The sequence below is a fragment of the Methylotenera oryzisoli genome (genome assembly GCF_004661485.1).
In the GTDB taxonomy this organism is placed as follows: domain Bacteria; phylum Pseudomonadota; class Gammaproteobacteria; order Burkholderiales; family Methylophilaceae; genus Methylotenera; species Methylotenera oryzisoli.
Map to the genome: position 1 here is coordinate 16676 of NZ_PQVH01000010.1, position 21188 is coordinate 37863.

The window sequence follows — 21188 nt, forward strand, 5'->3', positions numbered from 1 at the left end:
CTCTATGCTATTCGCTTTACGTTGGCACCTAAGGCATTTAACTTAGCTTCCAAGTTTTCATAACCACGATCTAAATGGTAGATACGCTCAATCACGGTGTCGCCACGTGCAACCAACCCAGCTAACACCAAGCTTGCTGAGGCACGCAAATCAGTTGCCATCACGGTGGCGCCATCTAAGAATGACACGCCCTTAACCAAGGCGGTATTGCCATCGATATCAATATCCGCACCCAAACGCTGCATTTCTTGCACATGCATAAAGCGATTTTCGAAAATTGTTTCTGTGACTTTGGAAACGCCAGTCGCAATAGTATTAAGCGCCATAAATTGCGCCTGCATATCGGTGGGAAAGGCTGGGTGTGGTGCGGTACGAATATTCACCGCTTTTAACTGGCCATCACTCTTCACCGTAATACTGTCAGCATCAGATGTCACCATTGCGCCAGCTTCACGTAACTTCTCAATCACTGCATCCAGCAAATGTGTTTGCACATTACGCAAGGTCACTTCACCGCCAGTCATGGCGACAGCCACCATATAGGTGCCAGCCTCAATACGATCACACACCACATTATGCGTAGCACCTGATAGGCGCTCTACGCCTTCAATGGTGATCACATCAGTACCTGCACCAGTGATTTTTGCACCCATTTTAATCAGGCACTCTGCCATATCAACCACTTCTGGCTCTTTTGCTGCATTCTCTAATACTGTAGTGCCGTTTGCTAATGCAGCCGCCATCATCAGATTCTCAGTGCCAGTTACGGTCACCAAGTCCATGTAATAACGCGCACCTTGCAAGCGCTGATCAGGCAAATGCTTAGTCGTAGCTTCGATGTAACCGTGCTCGATGTGAATTTCCGCCCCCATGGCTTGCAGACCCTTGATGTGCAAGTCTACCGGACGTGAACCAATCGCACAGCCACCAGGTAATGAAACACGGGCATGTCCAAAACGTGCTAACAGTGGACCCAATACTAGAATAGACGCACGCATGGTTTTAACCATTTCATACGGCGCTTCTTTCGTGTGGATAACACTTGCGTCTAACGACACCTTATCTGCATTGCGCTCAGCCTTTACACCCATTTGCTCCAAAAGCTTAATGGTTGAACCTACATCTTTCAACGCAGGTACACTTGATAGGTGCAACGGAGTTTCGGCGAGTAGTGATGCACACAGAATCGGCAATGCCGCATTTTTGGCACCAGAAACCACAACCTCACCATGAAGGCGATTACCGCCTGTAATCAGCAGTTTGTCCAATTATTTGGTCGCATTCAATAATGTTTGAAGCTCACCACTTTCATACATGGCACGCATAATATCTGAACCACCAATAAACTCACCGTTGATATATAACTGCGGGATGGTTGGCCAGTTTGCATAAGTTTTAATACCCTCACGGATATTTTGATCTGCCAACACATCAATCGCCACGTACTCTACGTTACATGCATTGAGAATCTGCGTTGCTAAGTTTGAAAAACCACATTGTGGAAACTTTGGGCTACCTTTCATGTACAGCACTACTGGGTTACCTGTTACCTGACTTCTGATTAATTCCTGCGTATCCATTATTTATCCTAATTACAAAACTTTATTACAAAACTTTTTACTGACGTTTACTTAGACACACTTTAGCCTTAGTTGTTAGCTTGCAACTTCAACCACGCCTCTGGGGTTAAAGTCTGCATAGATAAGGCATGAATCTCTGCCCTCATCCTGTCACCTAAGGCCGCGTACACCAACTGGTGCTGCTTAACCATAGTCTTGCCTACAAACTCTGGGCTGACAATCACCGCCTCAAAGTGCGTACCGTCATCACCTAATACTTTTATATAATCACACGCTAAATTTTGCGTAATGTATGTTTCCAACTGCTGGGCACTTAACACGCGTCACTCACCTTTAATTATTCAACCTAGCATTATGACCTAAGTTTATAGCCTGATTTTAACATTTTTAATGTGATCAGTGCTAATACAAGGAAGGACGCCGCCACTATGAGCAAACTGAGTGCTGGAGATACGTCACCCTTACCAAAGAAGCCATACCTAAACCCGTCTATCATGTAGAAAAACGGGTTTAAATGAGAAACTTTTTGCCAAAATGGGGGCAATGAATGAATCGAATAAAATACGCCGGATAAAAACGATAAAGGCATAATAATAAAATTCTGAAACGCAGCCATCTGGTCAAACCTATCTGCCCATATGCCTGCGATAATGCCAAAAGTACCGAGCAATGCACTACCAAGCAAACCAAAAGCAACTAACATCCACGGACTTGCGATTGTTAAATCAACAAACCACATGGCTACCAGATAAATACACAAGCCCACTACCAAGCCGCGAATAATCGCAGCAATCAGGAACGCCAGGAAAAATTGCAAATGCGTGAGCGGCGTTAGTAAAACAAATACAATATTGCCCATGACCTTAGACTGAATCAGGCTAGAAGAACTGTTCGCAAACGCATTTTGCAGCACAGACATCATAATCAAACCCGGTATTAAAAACTCAGTGTAGGCAACGCCATCATAAACCTGCACATGTTTATCCAGCACGTGTGAAAAAATCAGCAAATAAAGCAGCGCTGTAATCACAGGTGCCGCCACAGTTTGGAATGACACACGCCAGAAGCGCAGTAGCTCTTTCTTGAGTAAGGTCCATGGCCCTCTCCAACTAGAGACCTGATTACCAGCTGTAGATTGTTTTACATCATTCATCATAATTGACTCGCTAATTTATGCTCAGCGGCAGTATTACCCACCAATGACAAAAATACGTCCTCTAAATCAGCTTCGTTTAATTGCATGTCTATCACCTTAATGCCGCCAGCGCGCAAAGACGAAAGCACATATTCAATCTGTATCATATCGGTTAAAGCAAAGGTATAAACCCCACGCTCCACATGGCGCACCATGCTTTGCACCTCTTGCGGCAAATGCACATCGCCTAGCGTCAAACGTAGATGCTTGCCTGCAAACTTGTTGAGCAAATTAGCCGTACTATCAAGCGCAACAATTTCACCTTGCTTCATCATCCCTACGCGGCTACACAGTGTTTCGGCCTCTTCCAAATAATGTGTGGTCAAAATGATAGTGTGACCGTCGCGGTTTAGTTTTTTAATAAACTCCCACAGCATTTGACGCAACTCAACATCCACCCCTGCAGTAGGCTCATCCAGCACAATGACTGGCGGCTTATGCGCAAGTGCTTGCGCAATCAGAGCACGACGCTTCATCCCACCCGACAACTTGCGCATATTGGTATGCGCCTTATCCGCCAAGCCTAAACCTTCCAACACCTCATCTACCCACGGGTCATTTTCACGGCCTAGCCCAAAATAGCCAGCCTGAAAGCGCAACATTTCACGCACATTAAAAAATGGATCAAACACCAACTCTTGCGGCACAACGCCTAACAACTGACGCGCCTGCTGATACTGCTGCTGCACATCAAAACCCATGACAGCAATATTGCCAGCACTAGGCGCAATAAGACCCGCTAAAATATTAATCAATGTGGACTTACCCGCGCCATTCGGCCCAAGCAAAGCGAAAAACTCACCTTGCTCGATGGTAAGATCAACCCCTCTTAAGGCATGCAGCGCACCAAAGTGCTTATGCACATCACGGATTTGAATAGCAGGATGGTTCAAAAGAAACTTTCGATTAACAGTTTAAATATATCGGCATGCAACAGCAGAAAAACTCATCGCTCACAAGCAAGGCCAAACGAATGCCATAACACAAAGAAATTTATAGCTTTTAAATCCACTAAATCAAAGCGTCAAAACCCTTTCGGTATTCGAAAGGGTTTTGAGTAGGAGCAAAATTAGCGATCAAGCACTGAGCGGGATGAAATCAGAGACACCGTAAAGTGTAGCCAAACTTTCTAGTCCCTCTGGTAAATTTACAAAGCTGATTTTATGCTTGGCGGCGATTGCTCTGCGCTGCCATTCCATCATCAAGCTGATTGCAGAGGTATCAGTATTCGTCACTGCAGAAAAATCTATCTGTAATGCATCACTCATTGCTAAATCAGCACTCTCAACAAGCACCGCATTAGCATTATCAACTAGTATCTCACCAGAGAGCAGCCACGTATTTCCTTGTAAAGCTATGTTGCTCATACGCCAGATGCTTTATTCTTATCCGCGAGTTTTTTATTCAAGCTATCAAGACCATTCTCGCGAATTTCGCTACTGAACTGACTGCGGTAATTAGTCACCAAGCTGACACTTTCAATCACGATATCATAGACTTTCCAGCCGTTATCAAGCTTTACTAAGCTGTAATCCACTGAAATCGGTTGACCACCCGGCTGCAATATCTGTGTTTTTACGCTCACATTTTTTGCGGCTGCATCAGCACGCAACGGCTTATATTCAATCACTTGATTTTTATATTTACCTAAAGCTGTCGCGTAGGTACGCAACAACAAAGTACGGAACTCTTTTTGGAAAGCAGCTTGCTGCTCTGGTGTAGCAGAGCGCCAGTTCTTACCTAGCACCATGCGGCAAACGCGCTCAAAATCGAAGTTAGGCAAGATTTTCTCTTCAGCCAAGGCATAGATCTTTTGCTGATTACCAGCTTGAATGTCTTTATCATTCTTTAGCGTGTTAAGCACATCTTCAGCGGTACGCTTCACCAACTCGTCAGCAGTAACCTCGGCCTGAGCCAAGCTAGCATTCACAAACATTGCGGTTACAAAAGTGACATTCATCACCAACTTCAAAAACATTTTCATTTGAGACCTTTTATATTTTCGCCAAAATGACAAATTAACATCAAAAAAACAATGACCAACCCTGACTAGAACGGCGCATCACCCAATTCGGTTGACTTTTCTTTTGCAGGCTCGCTCGTTGCAGGCGCTGCTGACTTCTCTTTATCCGTTTCAGAAGCTTTATTATACAAAAATTGACTAATCATTTTTTCTAACACAATGGCATCTTGGGTCTGGCTAATTTTATCACCCGTTTTTAGCACATCATCTTCACCACCAGCTTCCAAGCCGATATATTGCTCGCCCAACAAACCTGCCGTGTAAATATTGGCAAATGTATCTTTGGGGAACTGATAACGCTTATCTATTTTAATCGTCACGACAGCTTCATAAGTTTTGGAATCGAAGCTAATATCAGCAACGCGACCAACCACCACACCTGCACTTTTAACAGGTGCATTTGGTTTTAAACCACCAATATTCTCAAACGAAGCGCTGACAGAGTAAGTGTCGCCTATTTTACTCGAGGTTAAATTACCAACTTTCATCGCAAGGCCAAGCAATGCGGCTGCGCCTAAAGCTACAAAAACACCTACCCATAAATCTATTTTTGTTCTATCCACTTCACTACCCTCTCAACTTTGTTTTTATGGGCTAAACAACCAGCATAAAAGACGTTAATACAAAATCCAAACCTAATACTGTGAGCGATGAAATCACCACGGTTCTAGTAGTGGCGTGACTGACACCCTCTGCCGTAGGCGGTGCATCAAAACCCTCGAACAGCGCAATCATCGTACAGGCAACACCAAACACCACACTTTTAATCACGCCGTTAATAATATCTGCACGCACATCCACATTAGCCTGCATTTGCGACCAGAACGCACCGTCATCTACACCAATCAGCGGCACTGCCACCAAGTATCCACCGAGCACACCAACCATGGAAAACAGTGCTGCAAGGATAGGCATGGAAATCACACCAGCCCAAAATCTTGGCGCAACCACGCGTGCAATTGGATTAACTGCCATCATCTCCATTGCTGATAACTGCTCAGTTGTTTTCATTAGACCAATTTCTGCTGTAATTGCAGTACCGGCACGCCCAGCAAACAGTAAAGCTGTCACTACCGGCCCCAACTCTCGCACAAGAGCCAAGGCAACCAACACGCCTATCGCCTCTGACGAACCATACTTTTGCAGAGTGTTATAGCCCTGCAATGCTAACACCATACCTACAAAGAATGCAGACACGATAATAATCAGTAAAGACATGACGCCCGTAAAATAGACTTCACGCAACGTTAAGTGAAAGCGCCTGAAACTTTCGCCTGAGTAAACAATGGCTAGCATAAAAAGCCTAGTGCCAGCGCCTAATCGCCAAACGCGCGCAATCATGCGACTACCGATGCCGCGCAAAAGCCGAGAAACCATATTAACTATTATATTAATCATTAAACTAAATCCATTAAACTGCTATTTTGAAGCTGAACACTCAACCCAACAGCTGAGCCCGGTAATCAGGCGCCGCATAATGGAAAGGCACTGGACCATCCTTTTCGCCATGCACAAACTGATGAACAAATGGAAGGGTAGATTGCATTAAATCTTCCGGAGTACCTTCTGCGGCCACTTCGCCATTTGCGACAAAGTACACATAATCAGCAATCAAAAAGGTTTCTTTAACATCGTGTGAAACAATAATAGAGGTGGCACCCAGCGCATCATTCAGACTACGAATCAACCCACATATCACACCCATAGAGATTGGATCCAAGCCAGCAAATGGCTCATCATACATAATGATACTTGGGTCTAAAGCAACAGCCCTTGCCAGCGCAACACGGCGCGCCATACCGCCAGATAACTCTGTAGGCATAAATTTATATGCACCACGTAAACCCACTGCATTCAACTTAAGGAGCACCAAGTCACGAATCATAGACTCGGGCAAATCTGTTAGCTCGCGCATGGGGAACGCAACATTATCAAACACGCTTAAATCGGTAAATAAAGCACCGTGCTGAAACAACATACCCATACTGCGACGCAATTGATAGATGCCATCACGGCTTTGCTCATGCACTACCTGCCCATTAACGCGCACTTCGCCTTTTGTTGGTTTAACTTGCCCGCCAATCAGGCGCAGCAACGTGGTCTTACCGCTACCGCTACCACCCATAATGGCGACAACTTTCCCCTTAGGGAAAGCCATGTTAATACCCTTGTGCAATACGCGACCATTGTACCCAAAGGAAAGGTTATCGATTTCTACAATATTTGATGTCATTTAAAGCACAGTTTTCAGTTAGGTTTCTTGCTTTTATCCAAGGTGCCATTTTAGAACAATTAAGATTCTACGCAAGCTTAAATGTCACGTATGAAGAGACTCAAAACAAAAGCCAGCAATTGCACCAATAAAAAAGCCCGCCATAAGCGGGCTTTTTTTTACAAACAATTAGTTTAGAAACTCATACACACAGTGTATGGGCTACCCTCAACTATGGCAGTTGTAGCTACTGGAGCGGGAGTACCAGCAACAATTGCCATCAATGAGCCTGTAGCAGTATTTCCGTCATCCATATTAATATCTATTTGCTTCACCAAACGACCTGCGATATTCTCGGAACAAACCACATATAAACCAGTCATACCGGTAATTGTTGTAAATCCAGTTCCCATACTTTGCACGCCGATACGGCCATTATCAGAATTTCTAGGTAAGTAATTAGCATCAGAGGTAAGTGTAGGACCTGTAGCAAAGCCAGCTAGACGCACATGCTGCCAAAACAACGCAGACTCATCAGTAAGTGTACTTGAGTTCCACGCACCTTCAATACGCGCATTACCAACAGTGCCTCCAGTTGTTGCCAGAGTAGCGGCGCTCCCCACGTGGGCTACAACACTTGCGTCGTCGCCTGGCAACGCTTTAAATTTATCTTGATAACCATAGATAAAAATTTGTGCGTTTTTAAAATCACCTGCAATATTTTTTGCTTTTGCACTATTAATCAGCTCTTGCCCTTTAAGTACGCCTCCAAGCAATAGGCCAATAATTACCAGCACGATTGCCAACTCAATTAGCGTAAAGCCTGCCTGTGTTCTTTTCATTTAATTCCCCGAACTGTGCGCGATTAGTGCGCCAATTTAAACATGTAAGTTAAAACACCCTGTGAGTGTCAATTTTTAACTAGCAAATAACATACCAGCTACAATTGACTACATCTACAACAGTTTTGCTTGTATTCTACAAGATATAACATCGATTACGCACGAATTATTGTCAAGTATTGGACACTTATGTTCAAATTCGGACAGTATGTTAACTTTACCAACTTGTGAACCAGCCAAAATATGCGCACGCTCTATCAATTTTACCAGCTAGCTCTTAACAACCATGATCGCTTGATGGCACTCATGATGCTGTCACTGCACGGACTTTTAGTCTGGGGCGAAAATGGTCATTTGCACACCGCATTACTGCTGTGCCATTACGGCTTCTTCTTGCTATGGCAACCAGTGATGCGCCAGAGCGACAAGCTATCTTGGAAAATGGTTGGGATTGTACTAACCGGCGCTTACCTCACCACATTCCTTACCAATTGGTGGGTCACTGCATTTTGGATTGCTGGGTTATTTTCCCTAATTGGTGGGCGCGTACTATCTAGCGAGGCTTCACACTCAAAAGTTCCCAACATTCTTGCTGCTTCATACTTGCTTGCTATTCTATTGCTTTGGGTTGTACCTAAGCTACTTAACGCAAACAATGATTTACTAGCGGCAGAGCTACTACTTATTTATGTATTACCCATACTACCACTCACCATTTTATTTTTGTCCGCAAAAAATAGTACTCCTGCCGAAACGCCCAATATTGACTTCTTTTACACGTTGCTTATCTTTTTACTGACAATAATTGTCATATTAAGCAGCTTTGCAATTGGGATTATCTGGCAAATTCATTATGTGAAACTACTGATATTCACAGTTTTTGGCCTAGCCACCACATTAGTTGCAATCAGCTGGCTATGGAACCCTAGCGCAACTTTTTCAGGCTTAGAGCTGCTGATGTCGCGCTACTTATTAAGTATCGGGCTACCATTTGAGCAGTGGATTAGAAAAATTGCAGCATTTGCCGAGAACGAAACTTCTGCCGAAGGTTTTTTACAAGCATCCATGCACGAATTAGCGGCATTAAATTGGGTGAGCGGCGTATCGTGGCACTCTGACAGTACTCAACAAAAAATTGGCGAAACCACGCACTACATCTCCACCTTCAGTTTTCACCAACTGCATTTAACGCTTTACTCACGCTGGCAATTCACTCCTGCCATGTATCTGCACGTACAACTACTCACGCAAATTCTAGGCGAATTCTACGAAGCAAAGCGCCGCGAAGAAACTATCAGTCAAAATGCTTACATGCAAAGCTTATATGAAACCGGCTCTAGACTAACGCATGACATCAAGAACATTTTACAATCACTAGGCACACTGTCTGCTGCAGCTGAACAGAGTAATCATGCAGAAGACGACGCCAGACTGGTTGACCTTATTAAGAAACAATTACCAAGATTAAGTCAGCGACTTGCGAGCACCCTGAATAAACTTGAGGAGCCAGGTGTAGAGAAAAAGAATCAAGCCAAGGTCAGCTCTTGGTGGAAGAGCTTCAAACAACTCAATACGCACCAGCAAGTACAGTTTGAGGCACCAGCACATTTACCAAAAACTGACATAGACCCTGATGTTTTAGATAGCGTTGTAGATAATTTGATACAAAACGCGCTAGAGAAGGCCAGACTGGAAACTGGCATCAGCATCAATGTCGCCATCATGCCATCAAATCACTTTTGTATTGAAGTTACCGACACAGGCTCAGCCGTGCCTGATGAGGTAGCAGAGAAGCTGTTTAAATCCCATGTCAACTCAAAAAGCGGCTTGGGTGTTGGTTTATACCATGCTGCGCAACAAGCGGAACATGCAGGCTACTTATTAAGCCTGACTGACAATATTGATGGTGAAGTAAGATTTAGACTAGAAAAAGTAGATTAATATGCTTTAAATATCTGCGGCAAAAAAATAAAGCATTGTGATCACGACAACCACAATGCTTTATTAAAAACAGCGAATTTATTGTATTAAATATTAAGTCGCTGTATTAGTTCAACGTAGCAACGTTAGCTATAACGTACCATACGAATGCAAGCCGCTCAGGAACATATTCACACCCAGGAAAGCAAAGGTGGTAATAATCAAACCGATCAATGCCCACCACGCCAGCAATGGCCCACGCAAGCCTTTAACCATACGCAAATGTAGCCATGCTGCATAGTTGAGCCAAACAATCAGCGCCCAGGTTTCTTTCGGGTCCCAGCTCCAGTAACCGCCCCAAGCCTCAGCTGCCCACATTGCACCTAATATGGTTGCAATTGTGAAGAAAGCAAAGCCCACAGCAATAGCTTTATACATTAAGTCATCTAGTACATCTAAGCTAGGCAAACGTGAAGTCAGCACACCTTTGCTAGCCAGCAGGTAGGATAATGCCACCATCGCCGCCAATGAGAATGAGCCATAACCCACAAAATTAGCTGGCACGTGTATTTTCATCCAGTAACTTTGTAACGCAGGCACCAACGGCTGGATATTATGTGCTGCGCGATCAAAGGTATACCATAAGATAAAACCAACCGCTGCATTAATCACCAACAGCACAAAGCCACCCAATTGCTTAGTGTTTAGCTTTTGCTCGTAGTGCAAATACAGCAAAGCGGTGATTAAGCAAAACAATACAAAAACTTCATATAAATTGCTGACAGGAATATGCCCAACATCCGTTGCAATCAGATAAGACTCATACCAGCGTACCATTAGACCTACAAAGCCAAACAGCACCGCAGCCCATGTTAACGCTGAAGCCACCCTGCCCGTAAACGCGCTGCGTCTATATAACGCAAACCAATAGGTCACCATGGCCAGTACAAATAAAACATTCATCCACATAATGGCTGACTGACTGGCAATTAAAAATTTCAAGAAAAACACTTGAGTAGCGCGCGCTTGGTCGCCATGATACATAGCGATTGCAGCTAAACTAAGGACGCCAACACCTAGCACCAAGCGCCCAAGCGCCTTCCACTGCCAGCCCAGATAGCTGATTAAAGCGGCCGCACCAAATAAAAAGGTCACTTCATACGCATCCATAAAGTGTGCATATTTAATAAAAGCGAATACCGACCCCGCAACGATGACTAAGGCATATAGCCAATCTTGCCAATTCAACTTTTGTAGCAACGTTTGTTGTTGATAACCTATTGTTTCATTCATTTTCAATCCCTTAGCTAGCAATACCAGCAAGTTGTTCGCGATATAAATTAAATTCTTGTTCAAAATCTAAATTCTTACGGTTAGAAGCCATTGCAAAATGCACTTCTTTCGCATCTGGTTTTAGATACAACCAAATTCTTCTTTCGCGAATATACATCATGGCAAAAATGCCCAACACTAAAATCACCGAGCCTAAATAAACCCATTTCTGCCCAGGTGACTTAGTCAATTGTAGACCACTTGCCTCTTTATGCTCAAACTGATTCAACTGCAAATAATAAGGCGTACCGTAAAAGAACATATCACTGAAAGCGTTTAAACTATCGCGCAGCAAGCGCTCGGTCTCCGGGCTATTTTTCAACAGCGGTTTTTTATTGAGCGCCAAACCCATGTTGTAAGCCTCATATGCTGCTACATTCACCATCTTAATATAGGTCGTTGCTGAAGCTTCACGCTCTTTTTCCGGCACATTTTTCTCAATCACTTTTGCCACTTCACTATACCCACCTTTTGCAAATACAGTGAGCAAACGTACCAAACTAAGTTCAAACTGCTTCTTCATCTGCGGGTCGCCACGTACACCCAAAGATTTCTCAGCAATGCGCTTCGCTATTTCTGGGTACTTAGAAGCATCCAACATCATGGCTCTAAAGCCCATAAAACCATCGATACTCAAATTATCATCCGCCGGGATACGCAAATAACGGAAGTCCTCTTGCACTGTTTCACGCATGCCGGATAAGAAGTAAAACTGACCGTCAATTTGCAAAGGCTGCATATAGGTCACGTATTCGGTAGCCTGACCACGGCTATCACGTAACTTGTAGGTCACATTAGGCCCTACGTTATGCGGCTTACCTTTGCCATCCGGTGACATGTTAATAATATTAAACTTACGGAAGTCGTTATACTCCACACGCAACTGTGCATCACCCTCGTCTAACGCGCCTTCACCAAAGATGTTGCCGGCTAATGCTTGCGGTTGATTATTAGGCGTAAAAAGATTCCACACGTTAAACTTCAAGCCAGTACCACCGTCTTGGAAGTCTGACTGATAAATCGCGATACCTTTATAAGTTAGAGGATGATTCACACTAATGGTTTTGGTAATCGGCTCTTTTAACGCCGGGTCAAAGATCACCAAATCACTCTCAAATGACTTAGGCTGACCTGTGGCGTAATGCTCTATACGAAAATCTTTTAAACCAATCGCGAACGGTAACTCTTGCACCAGATAGCCATCACGCACGCGTAAAAAAGCCACATTATGCGTCGCGCCCTCAGCCAAGGTCATGTTGCCGCGGAACGAAGGGTTGCTTACTGACATCCGGCTTTCTGCAGGCACCTTTGAAACCGGCAAATCCGTGGTTTCTATACGCTTATAACCGAGCATCTCCTGCACTTTGAACGGTAGGTTACCATCCAGCAAACCGCCAAATAAAATCACTACCATGGCCACGTGCGTAAAAATATAACCCCAGCGCTGATGAGTGCCGGCTTTAGCCGCAATTAACTCACTACCATCTTCCTGCGCTCTGATTTTATATTTAAAGCCTTTTGCATCCAAAAACTGCAAAAGGTTTTGCTTAACCACGGCATAGTCCGCTGCTGGTTTAAATGTGGCTTGGTGACTAAAGGCACGCAATGACTTTTCTGTCGCATGCTCTTTAAAAGTACGCCATTCTTTGAGCATTAAAGGCGTGTTGCGGTAAATACACAAACTGGTAGATACCACCAAAAACAACAGTATCACTAAAAACCAAACGCTATGGTAAACATCATACAAACCCAAATGCTCAAACAGCGCGAACCAGAACTGCCCAAACTTTACAATGTAGTTCTCATACGGCTCATTCTGCTTAAGTACAGTACCGATTACTGAAGCAACGCCCAACACGCTCAGCAAACTCACGGCAAAGCGCATCGAGCTTAGCAAATCAAGAAAGTTTTTAGTGAATGATAATTTAGGATTCAAAATACGGCACTCTGAGGGTGAATTTTAGGTTAAAGCTTGTGGATACTGCTGTTACGTATGACGCTGGCCGGGTAATGATAGTTGCTGAACTTAACAAATAAAGGAGATTTATTCAGGCATTTTAGCGTTAAAAAAGGGCAGCATTGCCACCCTTTTTTCACCGTCTCTCAATACTAGCGTAAGCCTTGAATATAATCTGCCACAGCAGCCATTTCGGCATCGGACATCTTAGCTGCAATCGCCATCATCATTGGCGCATTAGCACGCTCGCCTGAACGGAAGGCTTTTAATTGCGCCAATGTGTAATCAGCATGTTGACCACTCAAACGCGGGAATTGTTTTGGTAAACCAGCACCGTTCGGACTATGGCAAGCTGCGCAAGCTGGCACGTTAGTGGCTGCATTACCTGCACGGTAGATTTTTTCACCGGCGGAACCTGCACCATTTGATTTTGCCTTACCGAGCGCAGTTTTTTTGCTTGAGAAATAAATCGCCAACTCTTTCATTTCTGCTTCTGACAATGCACCTGCCATACCGGACATTACCGCATTAGCACGTTTACCAGACTTAAATTCTGTTAATTGCTTTTCTAGGTAGTCAGGATGTTGACCTGCTAGCTTAGGGTTAAGAGTAATCACACTATTGCCGTCCGGCGCATGACATGCAGCACAGACATTATTAACGGTTTGTTGTGCAGATTTTGCCGCAGCCTCTTCCGCTTGCGCATTAATAGAAATCCCCAACATTAAACCAGATATCAACCAAGCTAGATGACGAAATTGCATTACCGCTCCTAAATCTAAATTATTCAACCAATTAACGCGCTATTTTAGCGAAAAACAACTATTCGTGATAGCATTTTTCACCATTACATCAATTCCTTTGATAATTCAAAAAAACTACGACTCGCACTCGGCGTCAAATCATTATATTAATTGGTATGACTCGTTGAATTACCAAAGAAATTTGCTTTACCAAAATCAGGATCCATATGCCGTTATTTCAAAATGCCGCTTTCTTTATATCAGCTCACCACCTGCGTGATTTACCGCCAGCCAGTGGCATTGAAGTTGCCTTTGCCGGACGCTCCAATGCAGGAAAATCCAGCGCACTCAACACCCTAGCTAACCACAACCGCTTGGCATTTGTGAGTAAACAGCCTGGGCGTACTCAGTTGATTAACTTTTTCACATTAGGTAATGACAGACACCTCGTAGACTTACCAGGTTATGGCTACGCTAAAGTACCTGAAGCCATGCGTGCGCACTGGCAAAACGTGCTGGCACGCTACCTGAGCGAGCGCAGCAGCTTAGGCGGCCTAGTATTAGTGATGGATAGCCGCCACCCACTTACCCCACTCGATCGCCAGATGCTGGACTGGTTTTGCCCCAGCGGGAAACCTGTGCACGTATTATTGACGAAATCAGATAAATTATCGCGCGGTGAGGCTTCGCTAACGCTCAACCGAGTGCGCAAGGAATTAATAGAAACTTGGGGCAACCACTATAACAGCGAGTGCACCATACAGTTATTTTCAAGCCTAAAGAAACAAGGCGTAGAAGAAGCAGAAAAAGTAATTGGCAAATGGCTGTTTGTTGAAGACGATGCCGCGACAGAGTCTGAACAAGGCTAGCTTTTGCCAGCCTTAGCACAAGACAGCAAATACTACTTACGTGTAAACACCATATCCCACACACCATGCCCAAGTTTTAAACCTCGGTTCTCAAACTTGGTCAGTGGGCGGTAACTTGGTTTTACTGCATAGTCTTTTGCACTGTTTTCCAGCTGAGCTTCTGCATTGAGCACCTCTAGTACCCATTCAGCATACTCTTGCCAATCTGTTGCCACGTGCAGATACCCACCAGCCTTGAGCTTAGTGCATAACAACTGCACGAACTCCGCTTGAATCAAGCGACGTTTGTGATGACGCTTTTTATGCCAAGGGTCAGGGAAAAAGATATGTACGCCATCCAGGCTGGCATCTGCCACCATGTTATGCAGCACTTCAACCACATCATGCTGAATTACACGGATATTGTTCAGCGCATTTTCCTGAATCAATTTAAGCAACGCACCCACACCCGGCGTATGCACTTCGGCAGCTAAGAAATCACAATCTGGTAAGACTTGTGCGATTTTGGCGGTGGTTTCCCCCATACCAAAGCCAATTTCCAGAATCTTCTTACTATCGGTGCGATTAAATAGCGTATTAAGATCCAACAACTCCGGCGCGTAATTAACACCAAATTGCGGAAAACCTGTTTCTAGCGCACGCGCCTGGCCTTTAGTTAAACGCCCCTGACGCAATACGAAACTGCGGATACGACGCTGGCTTAAGTCCTCAGCATCGTCTTGAACTTGTTCTGTTTGATTTAATGTATTCATAAGGGCGAATTATACTTCAGCTATCACAACTCGTCAGGCTCAACAAAGCAGCTTGACCACATCACCGACATCAATCTCACTAGAGCGTATTGGACTTATCACCAGCAGCAAAGCCGATCAAGGGCTGACCAAGCCGTTTACCTAGTGCAATTACTTTAAACAAATCGCCCATCTCGGCTGGAGATAATAATTTCTGCGCTGCGGCGGCAAGTGGCGCGTAGCGCGCCATATCATGCGGAGAGACTTGGCTCATGATCTCCAAAATGCCGCAGTTCATTAAAAACTGTGCTTGCGAGCAAAAGCCCATCAACGCTAGGCCGTTATGTTCACCTGCATTGGCAACACGGCTAAAATCCACATGCGCAGTAATATCCTGCAAGCCAACATACACCAAGGGTTCAACGTGTGCATAATGCTGATAATGGCACATCAGGGTCCCAAGATTACGCTGCGGATGGTAATACTCACGGGCAGAAAAACCATAATCCACTAAAATAATTGCGCCATGACCTAATGCGCTAGCCAAGCCAGCTACTAACCCAAGCGCAGCAGGGCTCACCTCAGTCAGATAATCATCAGGCAGTTCATAGGTGCGAACTAAATCCAAAAGCTTGCCTGCAGGCAATGGTTTGTCTTGCCAATAAAACTCACCGTTAAATGTAACACCACGCTCACACAGCGCCTGTGCGTCTGTAGAAGTCGGCTTGTAAATCAAATGCACAGGTACCGCATCAAGCACTTCATTACCGAGCATGACGCCAACAAAATTGTCAGGCAAGGCATCCAGCCAGATCACACGCTCAGCCAGATTTGCGGGCAAGCTCTTCTGGATTGACTCCCGCTGAACTTGACGCAAGTAAGTGCTAACTTCAAGAATAAAATAATGGGCAGGTAGCTGATTAAGCGCTTGTAATGCCAGCAACAAATCTACTGCCAGCCTGCCTGAGCCCGCCCCCAACTCAAGCACATCACCTTGCGTTTCAACCAACACCTGTGCAACTTGATTAGCCATCGCCTGTGCAAACAAAGGGGAAATTTCAGGTGCGGTGACAAAATCTCCACCCATACCGAACTTTTTAGCGCCGCCACTGTAATAACCTAAGCCCGGGGTATAAAGTGCCATGTGCATATAGTCTGCGAATGACAACCAACCGCCATTCTGACTAATTTTATCTTGGATTAACAATGCGAGCTGCTGACTAAGTGCTTGTGCATCAGCGTTAGGAATAGGTAATGAACTCATAAGCCATTATAATATTTTAGAAGAAAGAAATGAGTAAACTGTGGATACAAACAAAGATAAAGTTATATTAATCACGGGTGGTGCCAAACGCGTAGGTGCAACCATGTGCCGAGAGCTGCATAAGCAAGGCGCTAGGCTCATGATTCACTACAACAACAGCATGTCTGAAGCACGCGCGTTGCAGGCAGAGCTTAATTTGCTACGCCCAAACTCGGTTGCAATTATTCAGGGTGACTTACTTAACCTTAATGTTTTACCAACCCTAGTGAGCGAAACTGTGCATCAGTTTGGCAAATTAGATGTGCTGATTAATAACGCCTCGACCTATTACCCAACCGATCTCGGTCAGATTAACGAAGAAAACTGGCAAGATTTAATCGGCAGCAACCTAAAAGCGCCGGTGTTTTTAGCACAAGCCGCGGCGACAGAGCTACGTAAAAATTCCGGCTGCATTATCAATATTACCGATATGCATATTGAACGCCCGAAAAAAGGCTACATTGTTTACAGTGTGGCAAAGGCGGGCTTAGTCACACTGACTAAATCACTCGCGCATGAGCTTAGCCCTGAGGTCAGAGTCAATGCGGTGGCACCGGGTCCTGTACAATGGCCAGAAAGCAACCCGCAATTTGACGAAGTGTATCGCCAGCGTGTGATTAATCAAACCTTGCTTAAACGCGTGGGCGAAGCCGAAGATGTGGCTAAGGCCGTTAAGTTCCTGATTTACGATGCACCATTTATTACAGGCCATATACTCGCGGTAGACGGTGGCCGCTCTTTAAACTTATAGGCGCAATAGCGCATGATGAATACATCATCCAAGCGGATGCCATTTTGTAACATATTCTAAGCTGCAACTACTATGATCAAACACTTACCTGACAACCACTCAAACAACTTTATCAAACTGCGTAATAGTTTGATTAGCGCCACCGGTAAAGCGATTGGCGACTACAACATGATTGAAGATGGCGACACTGTACTCGTCTGCATGAGTGGCGGCAAAGACTCACATGCCATGCTGATGATATTGCTCGCATTGCAGGAGCGCGCGCCCATCAACTTCAAACTGATTGCGATGAACCTTGATCAGAAACAGCCCGGGTTTCCAGCAGATATTTTGCCGGCCTATTTTGAAAAACTAGGCATTGATTACCGCATTGTAGAAGCTGACACCTACTCTATCGTTAAAGAAAAAATTCCAGAAGGCCGCACCACTTGCTCGCTATGTTCGCGTCTGCGTCGCGGTGTGATTTACACCACGGCAAAAGAACTGGGCGCCAATAAGATTGCACTCGGCCACCACCGCGATGACATTGTGGAAACCTTATTCCTGAACTTATTCTTTGGCGCAAAAATGAAAGCCATGCCGCCTAAACTGGCCACCAATGACAAACAGAATATCGTGATTCGCCCATTGGCTTATTGCAGCGAGAAGGACATCGCCAGCTACGCACGCCAAATGGAGTTCCCAATTATTCCTTGTGATTTATGCGGTAGCCAAGAAAATCTGCAACGCCAAAAAGTGAAGGACATGCTGCAAAGCTGGGAGCGTGAGCAGCCAGGGCGGATTAATAATATTTTCCGCGCCATTACCAATGTAGAGCCATCACATTTGGCTGATACTGATCTATATGACTTCAAAAACTTAACCCAAGCCAAGGCAGACGATGAAGACCCTTTATTCGGAGATATTGCCAACGAAGGTGCTGCATTGAGTTTAGCCAACACCGAAGGTAGCAAAATTGAGTTTATTCGCAACAAATAGTCTAACAAGCAAAAATTTTGCACCCTATATGGCTTAAGTTGTTGTATTTTAGGCAATGTCCTTGTTATCATCCAAAATGTTAGAAAAGCAAACTCCTTACTCTTAGGCATTCATGTCCAAACTACTTATTGTTGAATCTCCATCCAAAGCAAAAACGCTCAAGAAATATCTTGGTAGCGATTTTGAAGTACTTGCATCGTATGGACATGTCCGTGACTTAATTCCAAAAAATGGCGCAGTAGATACCGAAAATCAATTCGCCATGAAGTACGACATTATAGAGCGCAATAGCAAGCATGTAGATGCCATCGCCAAAGCCGTTAAAAATGCAGACAGCATTTATCTGGCAACCGACCCGGACCGCGAAGGTGAGGCAATTTCCTGGCACATTGCCGAGATTTTAAAATCTAAAAAACTACTCAAAAACAAACTCATGAAACGCGTTGTGTTTCATGAGATTACCAAAGGTGCTGTAGAGCACGCGATTGCCGAGCCACGCGACATCTCTATGCCTATGGTCAATGCGCAACAAGCCCGCCGCGCTCTGGACTACCTCGTTGGTTTCAATTTATCACCACTATTGTGGAAGAAAATCCGTCGCGGATTATCTGCAGGTCGCGTACAGAGCCCGGCATTACGTTTGATAGTAGAACGTGAACTAGAAATTGAGGCATTTAAATCACAAGAGTATTGGTCTATTCATTTAGATGCGTTAAAACATCAGCATGGCTTTAAAGCCAAACTGGTGCAACTCAACAATCAAAAAGTTGAGCAATTCACGGTGATTAACCATGACCAGCAGTCAGACATCGTTGGCAAATTACTATTAGCCAGCGCCGGCAAAACCACCGTATCGCGCGTGGAAAAGAAACAACGTAGCCGTAGCCCTGCTGCACCGTTTACCACATCCACGTTACAACAAGAGGCTGTGCGCAAGCTTGGCTTCACTACATCACGCGCTATGCGTGTGGCACAACAATTGTATGAAGGTGTTGATGTAGGAAGCGGCACCGTAGGTTTGATCACCTATATGCGTACTGACTCATTTAGCCTAGCCACTGAAGCGGTCATGCAAATTCGTGACTATGTTAAAAAGAATTTTGATGCCGATTACCTGCCAAAATCGCCTGTCATGTATAAAACCAAGTCTAAAAGCGCACAAGAAGCGCATGAGGCGATTCGCCCAACAGACATTTCACGTACGCCTACCAGTGTTCGCCAATATTTAAATGACGAACAGTTCAAACTGTATGAAATGATTTGGAAGCGGGCACTCGCTTGCCAAATGGCACCAGCCAAGTTTGATGCAGTGAGCGTAGATTTAAGTGTAGGCAGCGATGCGAACCTATTCCGCGCTACAGGCCAAACGCTAGTTTTCCCTGGTTTTATTGCGGTATACATGGAAGGCTCGGACGACGAGGAAGAGGAAGCAGAAAGCAAGCTACCTAATCTGGAAACAGGTGAAGTACTGACCGTTGAAAAAATCTACGGCGAACAGCACTTTACTGAACCGCCACCACGTTACTCTGAAGCTAGCTTAGTGAAAGTATTGGAAGAGTACGGCATCGGTCGTCCTTCCACCTACGCCAGTATTATCAGCACACTGCAAGACCGTGAATATGTGCTACTGGATAAAAAGCGCTTTACGCCTACCGATGTAGGTCGTGTTGTGAACAAGTTCTTAACCGAACACTTCACCAAATACGTAGACTACGACTTCACAGCAAACTTGGAAAACGCGCTGGATAGCGTAGCTGAGGGTGAGCGTGAGTGGATTCCGCTCATGGATGAGTTCTGGCAAGATTTTAACCAGCAAATTCACAACAAGGCAGATGTCGAACGCCCAGGCAATGAGCTTATTGATGAAGCATGCCCAAAATGCGGCAAGCCACTACAAAAACAACTAAGCCGCTTTGGCAGCTTTATTGGCTGTACTGGTTATAACGACACCCCAAAATGTGATTACAAGCGCAGTATAGACGGCACTGCAAACGCAGGCACAGACCCGGTCACTATCGGAGTAGATGCCGCGACCAGCAAGGAAATCTATTTAATGAATGGTCCTTATGGACCATACCTGCAAATTGGCCTTGCGATAGAGGGTGAGAAAAAGAAACCTAAACGCGTCAGCATTCCTAAAGAGATTCCATTGGCGGATGTCAATTTAGAAACAGCGAATATGTTGCTGTCGTTGCCACGAGATTTAGGCCTACATCCAGAAACCAATAAAAAGATTATTGCCAATATTGGTCGTTTTGGCCCATATATTAACCATGATGCAAAATTTAAATCTATCCCTAAAAACCTAAGCGTGTTTAGCATTGATTTAGAAGGCGCTGTTGCATTGCTGGCGCAAGCCCACACTGGACCAGCCCCCCTCTGTTCGCTGGGTAGCCATCCAACAGAAGATGGACAGATTGAAGTATTTGCTGGGCGTTATGGGCCTTATGTGCAACATGGTAAGTTGCGTGCAACGCTACCAAAAAGTATAGAGCCAGAATCGCTCACCATGGATGAAGCCTTAGAGTTACTGAGTGCAAAAGCAGCCAAAGACGCGCCTGCCAAAAAAGTACCGGTGAAGAAAACGGTAGCAAAGAAAACATCTGCAGCAAGCGAAGACAAACCCGCAGCAAAAAAGGCAGCACCAAAAAAAGCCGCTACCAAGAAAGCAGCCCCAAAGAAAGCAACAGTTAAAAAGGCAAGTAAAGAAACATAGTCAGCCGGCTTGAATAGCCAAGGCTAATCTAAGGTT

The 21188-nt window shown here is 44.8% G+C and carries 21 protein-coding genes; 5 read left to right on the forward strand and 16 right to left on the reverse strand.

The window, feature by feature from the left end; translation table 11 throughout:
• Positions 1-2: 2 nt before the first annotated feature.
• From murA to C3Y98_RS08300, 11 genes are all read right to left on the reverse strand, one after another.
• The gene (gene murA / locus C3Y98_RS08250; RefSeq protein WP_135278046.1) at positions 3-1268 is read right to left on the reverse strand and encodes a UDP-N-acetylglucosamine 1-carboxyvinyltransferase; all 1266 of its coding nucleotides are present in this window, start codon (positions 1266-1268) and stop codon (positions 3-5) included.
• Positions 1269-1580: a Grx4 family monothiol glutaredoxin gene (grxD, locus tag C3Y98_RS08255; protein WP_135278048.1), complete on the reverse strand. Its 312-nt coding sequence runs from the start codon at positions 1578-1580 to the stop codon at positions 1269-1271.
• Between the two features lie 68 nt (positions 1581-1648).
• Complete coding sequence (locus tag C3Y98_RS08260; protein ID WP_135278050.1) at positions 1649-1900, reverse strand: BolA family protein; 252 nt, start codon at positions 1898-1900, stop codon at positions 1649-1651.
• 32 nt (positions 1901-1932) lie between these two features.
• Entirely contained in the window at positions 1933-2736 is an 804-nt protein-coding gene (locus C3Y98_RS08265; RefSeq protein WP_135278052.1) for an ABC transporter permease, read from the reverse strand.
• A complete protein-coding gene (locus tag C3Y98_RS08270) occupies positions 2733-3668 on the reverse strand; it encodes an ABC transporter ATP-binding protein (RefSeq protein WP_135278054.1) in 936 nt (311 codons plus the stop codon). The genes C3Y98_RS08265 and C3Y98_RS08270 overlap by 4 nt, the downstream gene beginning before the upstream one ends.
• Before the next feature lie 183 nt (positions 3669-3851).
• Entirely contained in the window at positions 3852-4142 is a 291-nt protein-coding gene (locus C3Y98_RS08275; RefSeq protein ID WP_135278056.1) for an STAS domain-containing protein, read from the reverse strand.
• Entirely contained in the window at positions 4139-4759 is a 621-nt protein-coding gene (locus C3Y98_RS08280) for an MlaC/ttg2D family ABC transporter substrate-binding protein (protein ID WP_135278058.1), read from the reverse strand. Before C3Y98_RS08280 ends, C3Y98_RS08275 begins: the two co-directional genes overlap by 4 nt.
• 65 nt (positions 4760-4824) lie before the next feature.
• Positions 4825-5361 carry an outer membrane lipid asymmetry maintenance protein MlaD gene (mlaD, locus tag C3Y98_RS08285; protein ID WP_135278060.1) on the reverse strand — a complete coding sequence of 179 codons (537 nt, stop codon included), beginning with the start codon at positions 5359-5361 and terminating at the stop codon, positions 4825-4827.
• A 31-nt stretch (positions 5362-5392) separates the two neighbouring features.
• Entirely contained in the window at positions 5393-6196 is an 804-nt protein-coding gene (gene mlaE / locus C3Y98_RS08290; protein ID WP_135278062.1) for a lipid asymmetry maintenance ABC transporter permease subunit MlaE, read from the reverse strand.
• 40 nt (positions 6197-6236) lie between these two features.
• Positions 6237-7031: an ABC transporter ATP-binding protein gene (locus tag C3Y98_RS08295; protein ID WP_135278063.1), complete on the reverse strand. Its 795-nt coding sequence runs from the start codon at positions 7029-7031 to the stop codon at positions 6237-6239.
• A 173-nt stretch (positions 7032-7204) separates the two neighbouring features.
• On the reverse strand, positions 7205-7852 hold the full coding sequence (locus C3Y98_RS08300) for a prepilin-type N-terminal cleavage/methylation domain-containing protein (RefSeq protein WP_135278065.1): 648 nt from the start codon (positions 7850-7852) through the stop codon (positions 7205-7207).
• A 243-nt stretch (positions 7853-8095) separates the two neighbouring features.
• On the opposite strand from C3Y98_RS08300, the gene C3Y98_RS08305 reads away from it, so the two are divergent.
• The gene (locus tag C3Y98_RS08305) at positions 8096-9793 is read left to right on the forward strand and encodes a sensor histidine kinase (protein WP_135278067.1); all 1698 of its coding nucleotides are present in this window, start codon (positions 8096-8098) and stop codon (positions 9791-9793) included.
• 129 nt (positions 9794-9922) lie between these two features.
• Here C3Y98_RS08305 and ccsB read toward each other — a convergent pair whose 3' ends face one another.
• The 3 genes from ccsB to C3Y98_RS08320 all read right to left on the reverse strand — a co-directional run bounded on the left by ccsB (position 9923) and on the right by C3Y98_RS08320 (position 13825).
• Entirely contained in the window at positions 9923-11065 is a 1143-nt protein-coding gene (ccsB, locus tag C3Y98_RS08310; RefSeq protein ID WP_135278069.1) for a c-type cytochrome biogenesis protein CcsB, read from the reverse strand.
• Positions 11066-11075: 10 nt separating this feature from the next.
• Entirely contained in the window at positions 11076-12989 is a 1914-nt protein-coding gene (locus tag C3Y98_RS08315; protein WP_167759926.1) for a cytochrome c biogenesis protein ResB, read from the reverse strand.
• Positions 12990-13213: 224 nt separating this feature from the next.
• On the reverse strand, positions 13214-13825 hold the full coding sequence (locus C3Y98_RS08320; protein WP_135278073.1) for a c-type cytochrome: 612 nt from the start codon (positions 13823-13825) through the stop codon (positions 13214-13216).
• Between the two features lie 206 nt (positions 13826-14031).
• Between C3Y98_RS08320 and yihA the strand changes: the two genes are divergently transcribed.
• Positions 14032-14673 carry a ribosome biogenesis GTP-binding protein YihA/YsxC gene (gene yihA, locus C3Y98_RS08325; RefSeq protein ID WP_135278075.1) on the forward strand — a complete coding sequence of 214 codons (642 nt, stop codon included), beginning with the start codon at positions 14032-14034 and terminating at the stop codon, positions 14671-14673.
• Positions 14674-14705: 32 nt separating this feature from the next.
• Here the strand turns inward: yihA and trmB are convergent, their stop codons facing one another.
• Both trmB and C3Y98_RS08335 read right to left on the reverse strand, forming a co-directional pair.
• Positions 14706-15425 (reverse strand): tRNA (guanosine(46)-N7)-methyltransferase TrmB, encoded by a 720-nt coding sequence (trmB, locus tag C3Y98_RS08330; protein WP_135278077.1) that lies wholly within the window; start codon positions 15423-15425, stop codon positions 14706-14708.
• 79 nt (positions 15426-15504) lie between these two features.
• Positions 15505-16668 carry a class I SAM-dependent methyltransferase gene (locus tag C3Y98_RS08335; protein ID WP_135278079.1) on the reverse strand — a complete coding sequence of 388 codons (1164 nt, stop codon included), beginning with the start codon at positions 16666-16668 and terminating at the stop codon, positions 15505-15507.
• A gap of 40 nt (positions 16669-16708) precedes the next feature.
• On the opposite strand from C3Y98_RS08335, the gene C3Y98_RS08340 reads away from it, so the two are divergent.
• From C3Y98_RS08340 to topA, 3 genes are all read left to right on the forward strand, one after another.
• A complete protein-coding gene (locus C3Y98_RS08340) occupies positions 16709-17458 on the forward strand; it encodes a pteridine reductase (RefSeq protein ID WP_135278081.1) in 750 nt (249 codons plus the stop codon).
• 72 nt (positions 17459-17530) lie between these two features.
• Positions 17531-18436, forward strand: a complete 906-nt coding sequence (ttcA, locus tag C3Y98_RS08345; protein WP_135278083.1) for a tRNA 2-thiocytidine(32) synthetase TtcA — start codon at positions 17531-17533, stop codon at positions 18434-18436.
• A 112-nt stretch (positions 18437-18548) separates the two neighbouring features.
• Positions 18549-21152 carry a type I DNA topoisomerase gene (gene topA / locus C3Y98_RS08350; RefSeq protein ID WP_135278085.1) on the forward strand — a complete coding sequence of 868 codons (2604 nt, stop codon included), beginning with the start codon at positions 18549-18551 and terminating at the stop codon, positions 21150-21152.
• The last annotated feature ends 36 nt before the right edge of the window (positions 21153-21188 follow it).

Bases quoted from the DNA above. Each gene is read 5' to 3' on its own strand.
- C3Y98_RS08315 (WP_167759926.1), bottom strand. From the start codon at position 12,989: ATGCGCTTTGCCGTGAGTTTGCTGAGCGTGTTGGGCGTTGCTTCAGTA.
- topA (WP_135278085.1), top strand. From the start codon at position 18,549: ATGTCCAAACTACTTATTGTTGAATCTCCATCCAAAGCAAAAACGCTC.
- C3Y98_RS08305 (WP_135278067.1), top strand. From the start codon at position 8,096: ATGCGCACGCTCTATCAATTTTACCAGCTAGCTCTTAACAACCATGAT.
- C3Y98_RS08335 (WP_135278079.1), bottom strand. From the start codon at position 16,668: ATGAGTTCATTACCTATTCCTAACGCTGATGCACAAGCACTTAGTCAG.
- grxD (WP_135278048.1), bottom strand. From the start codon at position 1,580: ATGGATACGCAGGAATTAATCAGAAGTCAGGTAACAGGTAACCCAGTA.
- ccsB (WP_135278069.1), bottom strand. From the start codon at position 11,065: ATGAATGAAACAATAGGTTATCAACAACAAACGTTGCTACAAAAGTTG.
- C3Y98_RS08275 (WP_135278056.1), bottom strand. From the start codon at position 4,142: ATGAGCAACATAGCTTTACAAGGAAATACGTGGCTGCTCTCTGGTGAG.
- C3Y98_RS08300 (WP_135278065.1), bottom strand. From the start codon at position 7,852: ATGAAAAGAACACAGGCAGGCTTTACGCTAATTGAGTTGGCAATCGTG.
- C3Y98_RS08280 (WP_135278058.1), bottom strand. From the start codon at position 4,759: ATGAAAATGTTTTTGAAGTTGGTGATGAATGTCACTTTTGTAACCGCA.
- ttcA (WP_135278083.1), top strand. From the start codon at position 17,531: ATGATCAAACACTTACCTGACAACCACTCAAACAACTTTATCAAACTG.
- C3Y98_RS08295 (WP_135278063.1), bottom strand. From the start codon at position 7,031: ATGACATCAAATATTGTAGAAATCGATAACCTTTCCTTTGGGTACAAT.
- mlaE (WP_135278062.1), bottom strand. From the start codon at position 6,196: ATGATTAATATAATAGTTAATATGGTTTCTCGGCTTTTGCGCGGCATC.
- C3Y98_RS08265 (WP_135278052.1), bottom strand. From the start codon at position 2,736: ATGATGAATGATGTAAAACAATCTACAGCTGGTAATCAGGTCTCTAGT.
- C3Y98_RS08320 (WP_135278073.1), bottom strand. From the start codon at position 13,825: ATGCAATTTCGTCATCTAGCTTGGTTGATATCTGGTTTAATGTTGGGG.
- trmB (WP_135278077.1), bottom strand. From the start codon at position 15,425: ATGAATACATTAAATCAAACAGAACAAGTTCAAGACGATGCTGAGGAC.
- yihA (WP_135278075.1), top strand. From the start codon at position 14,032: ATGCCGTTATTTCAAAATGCCGCTTTCTTTATATCAGCTCACCACCTG.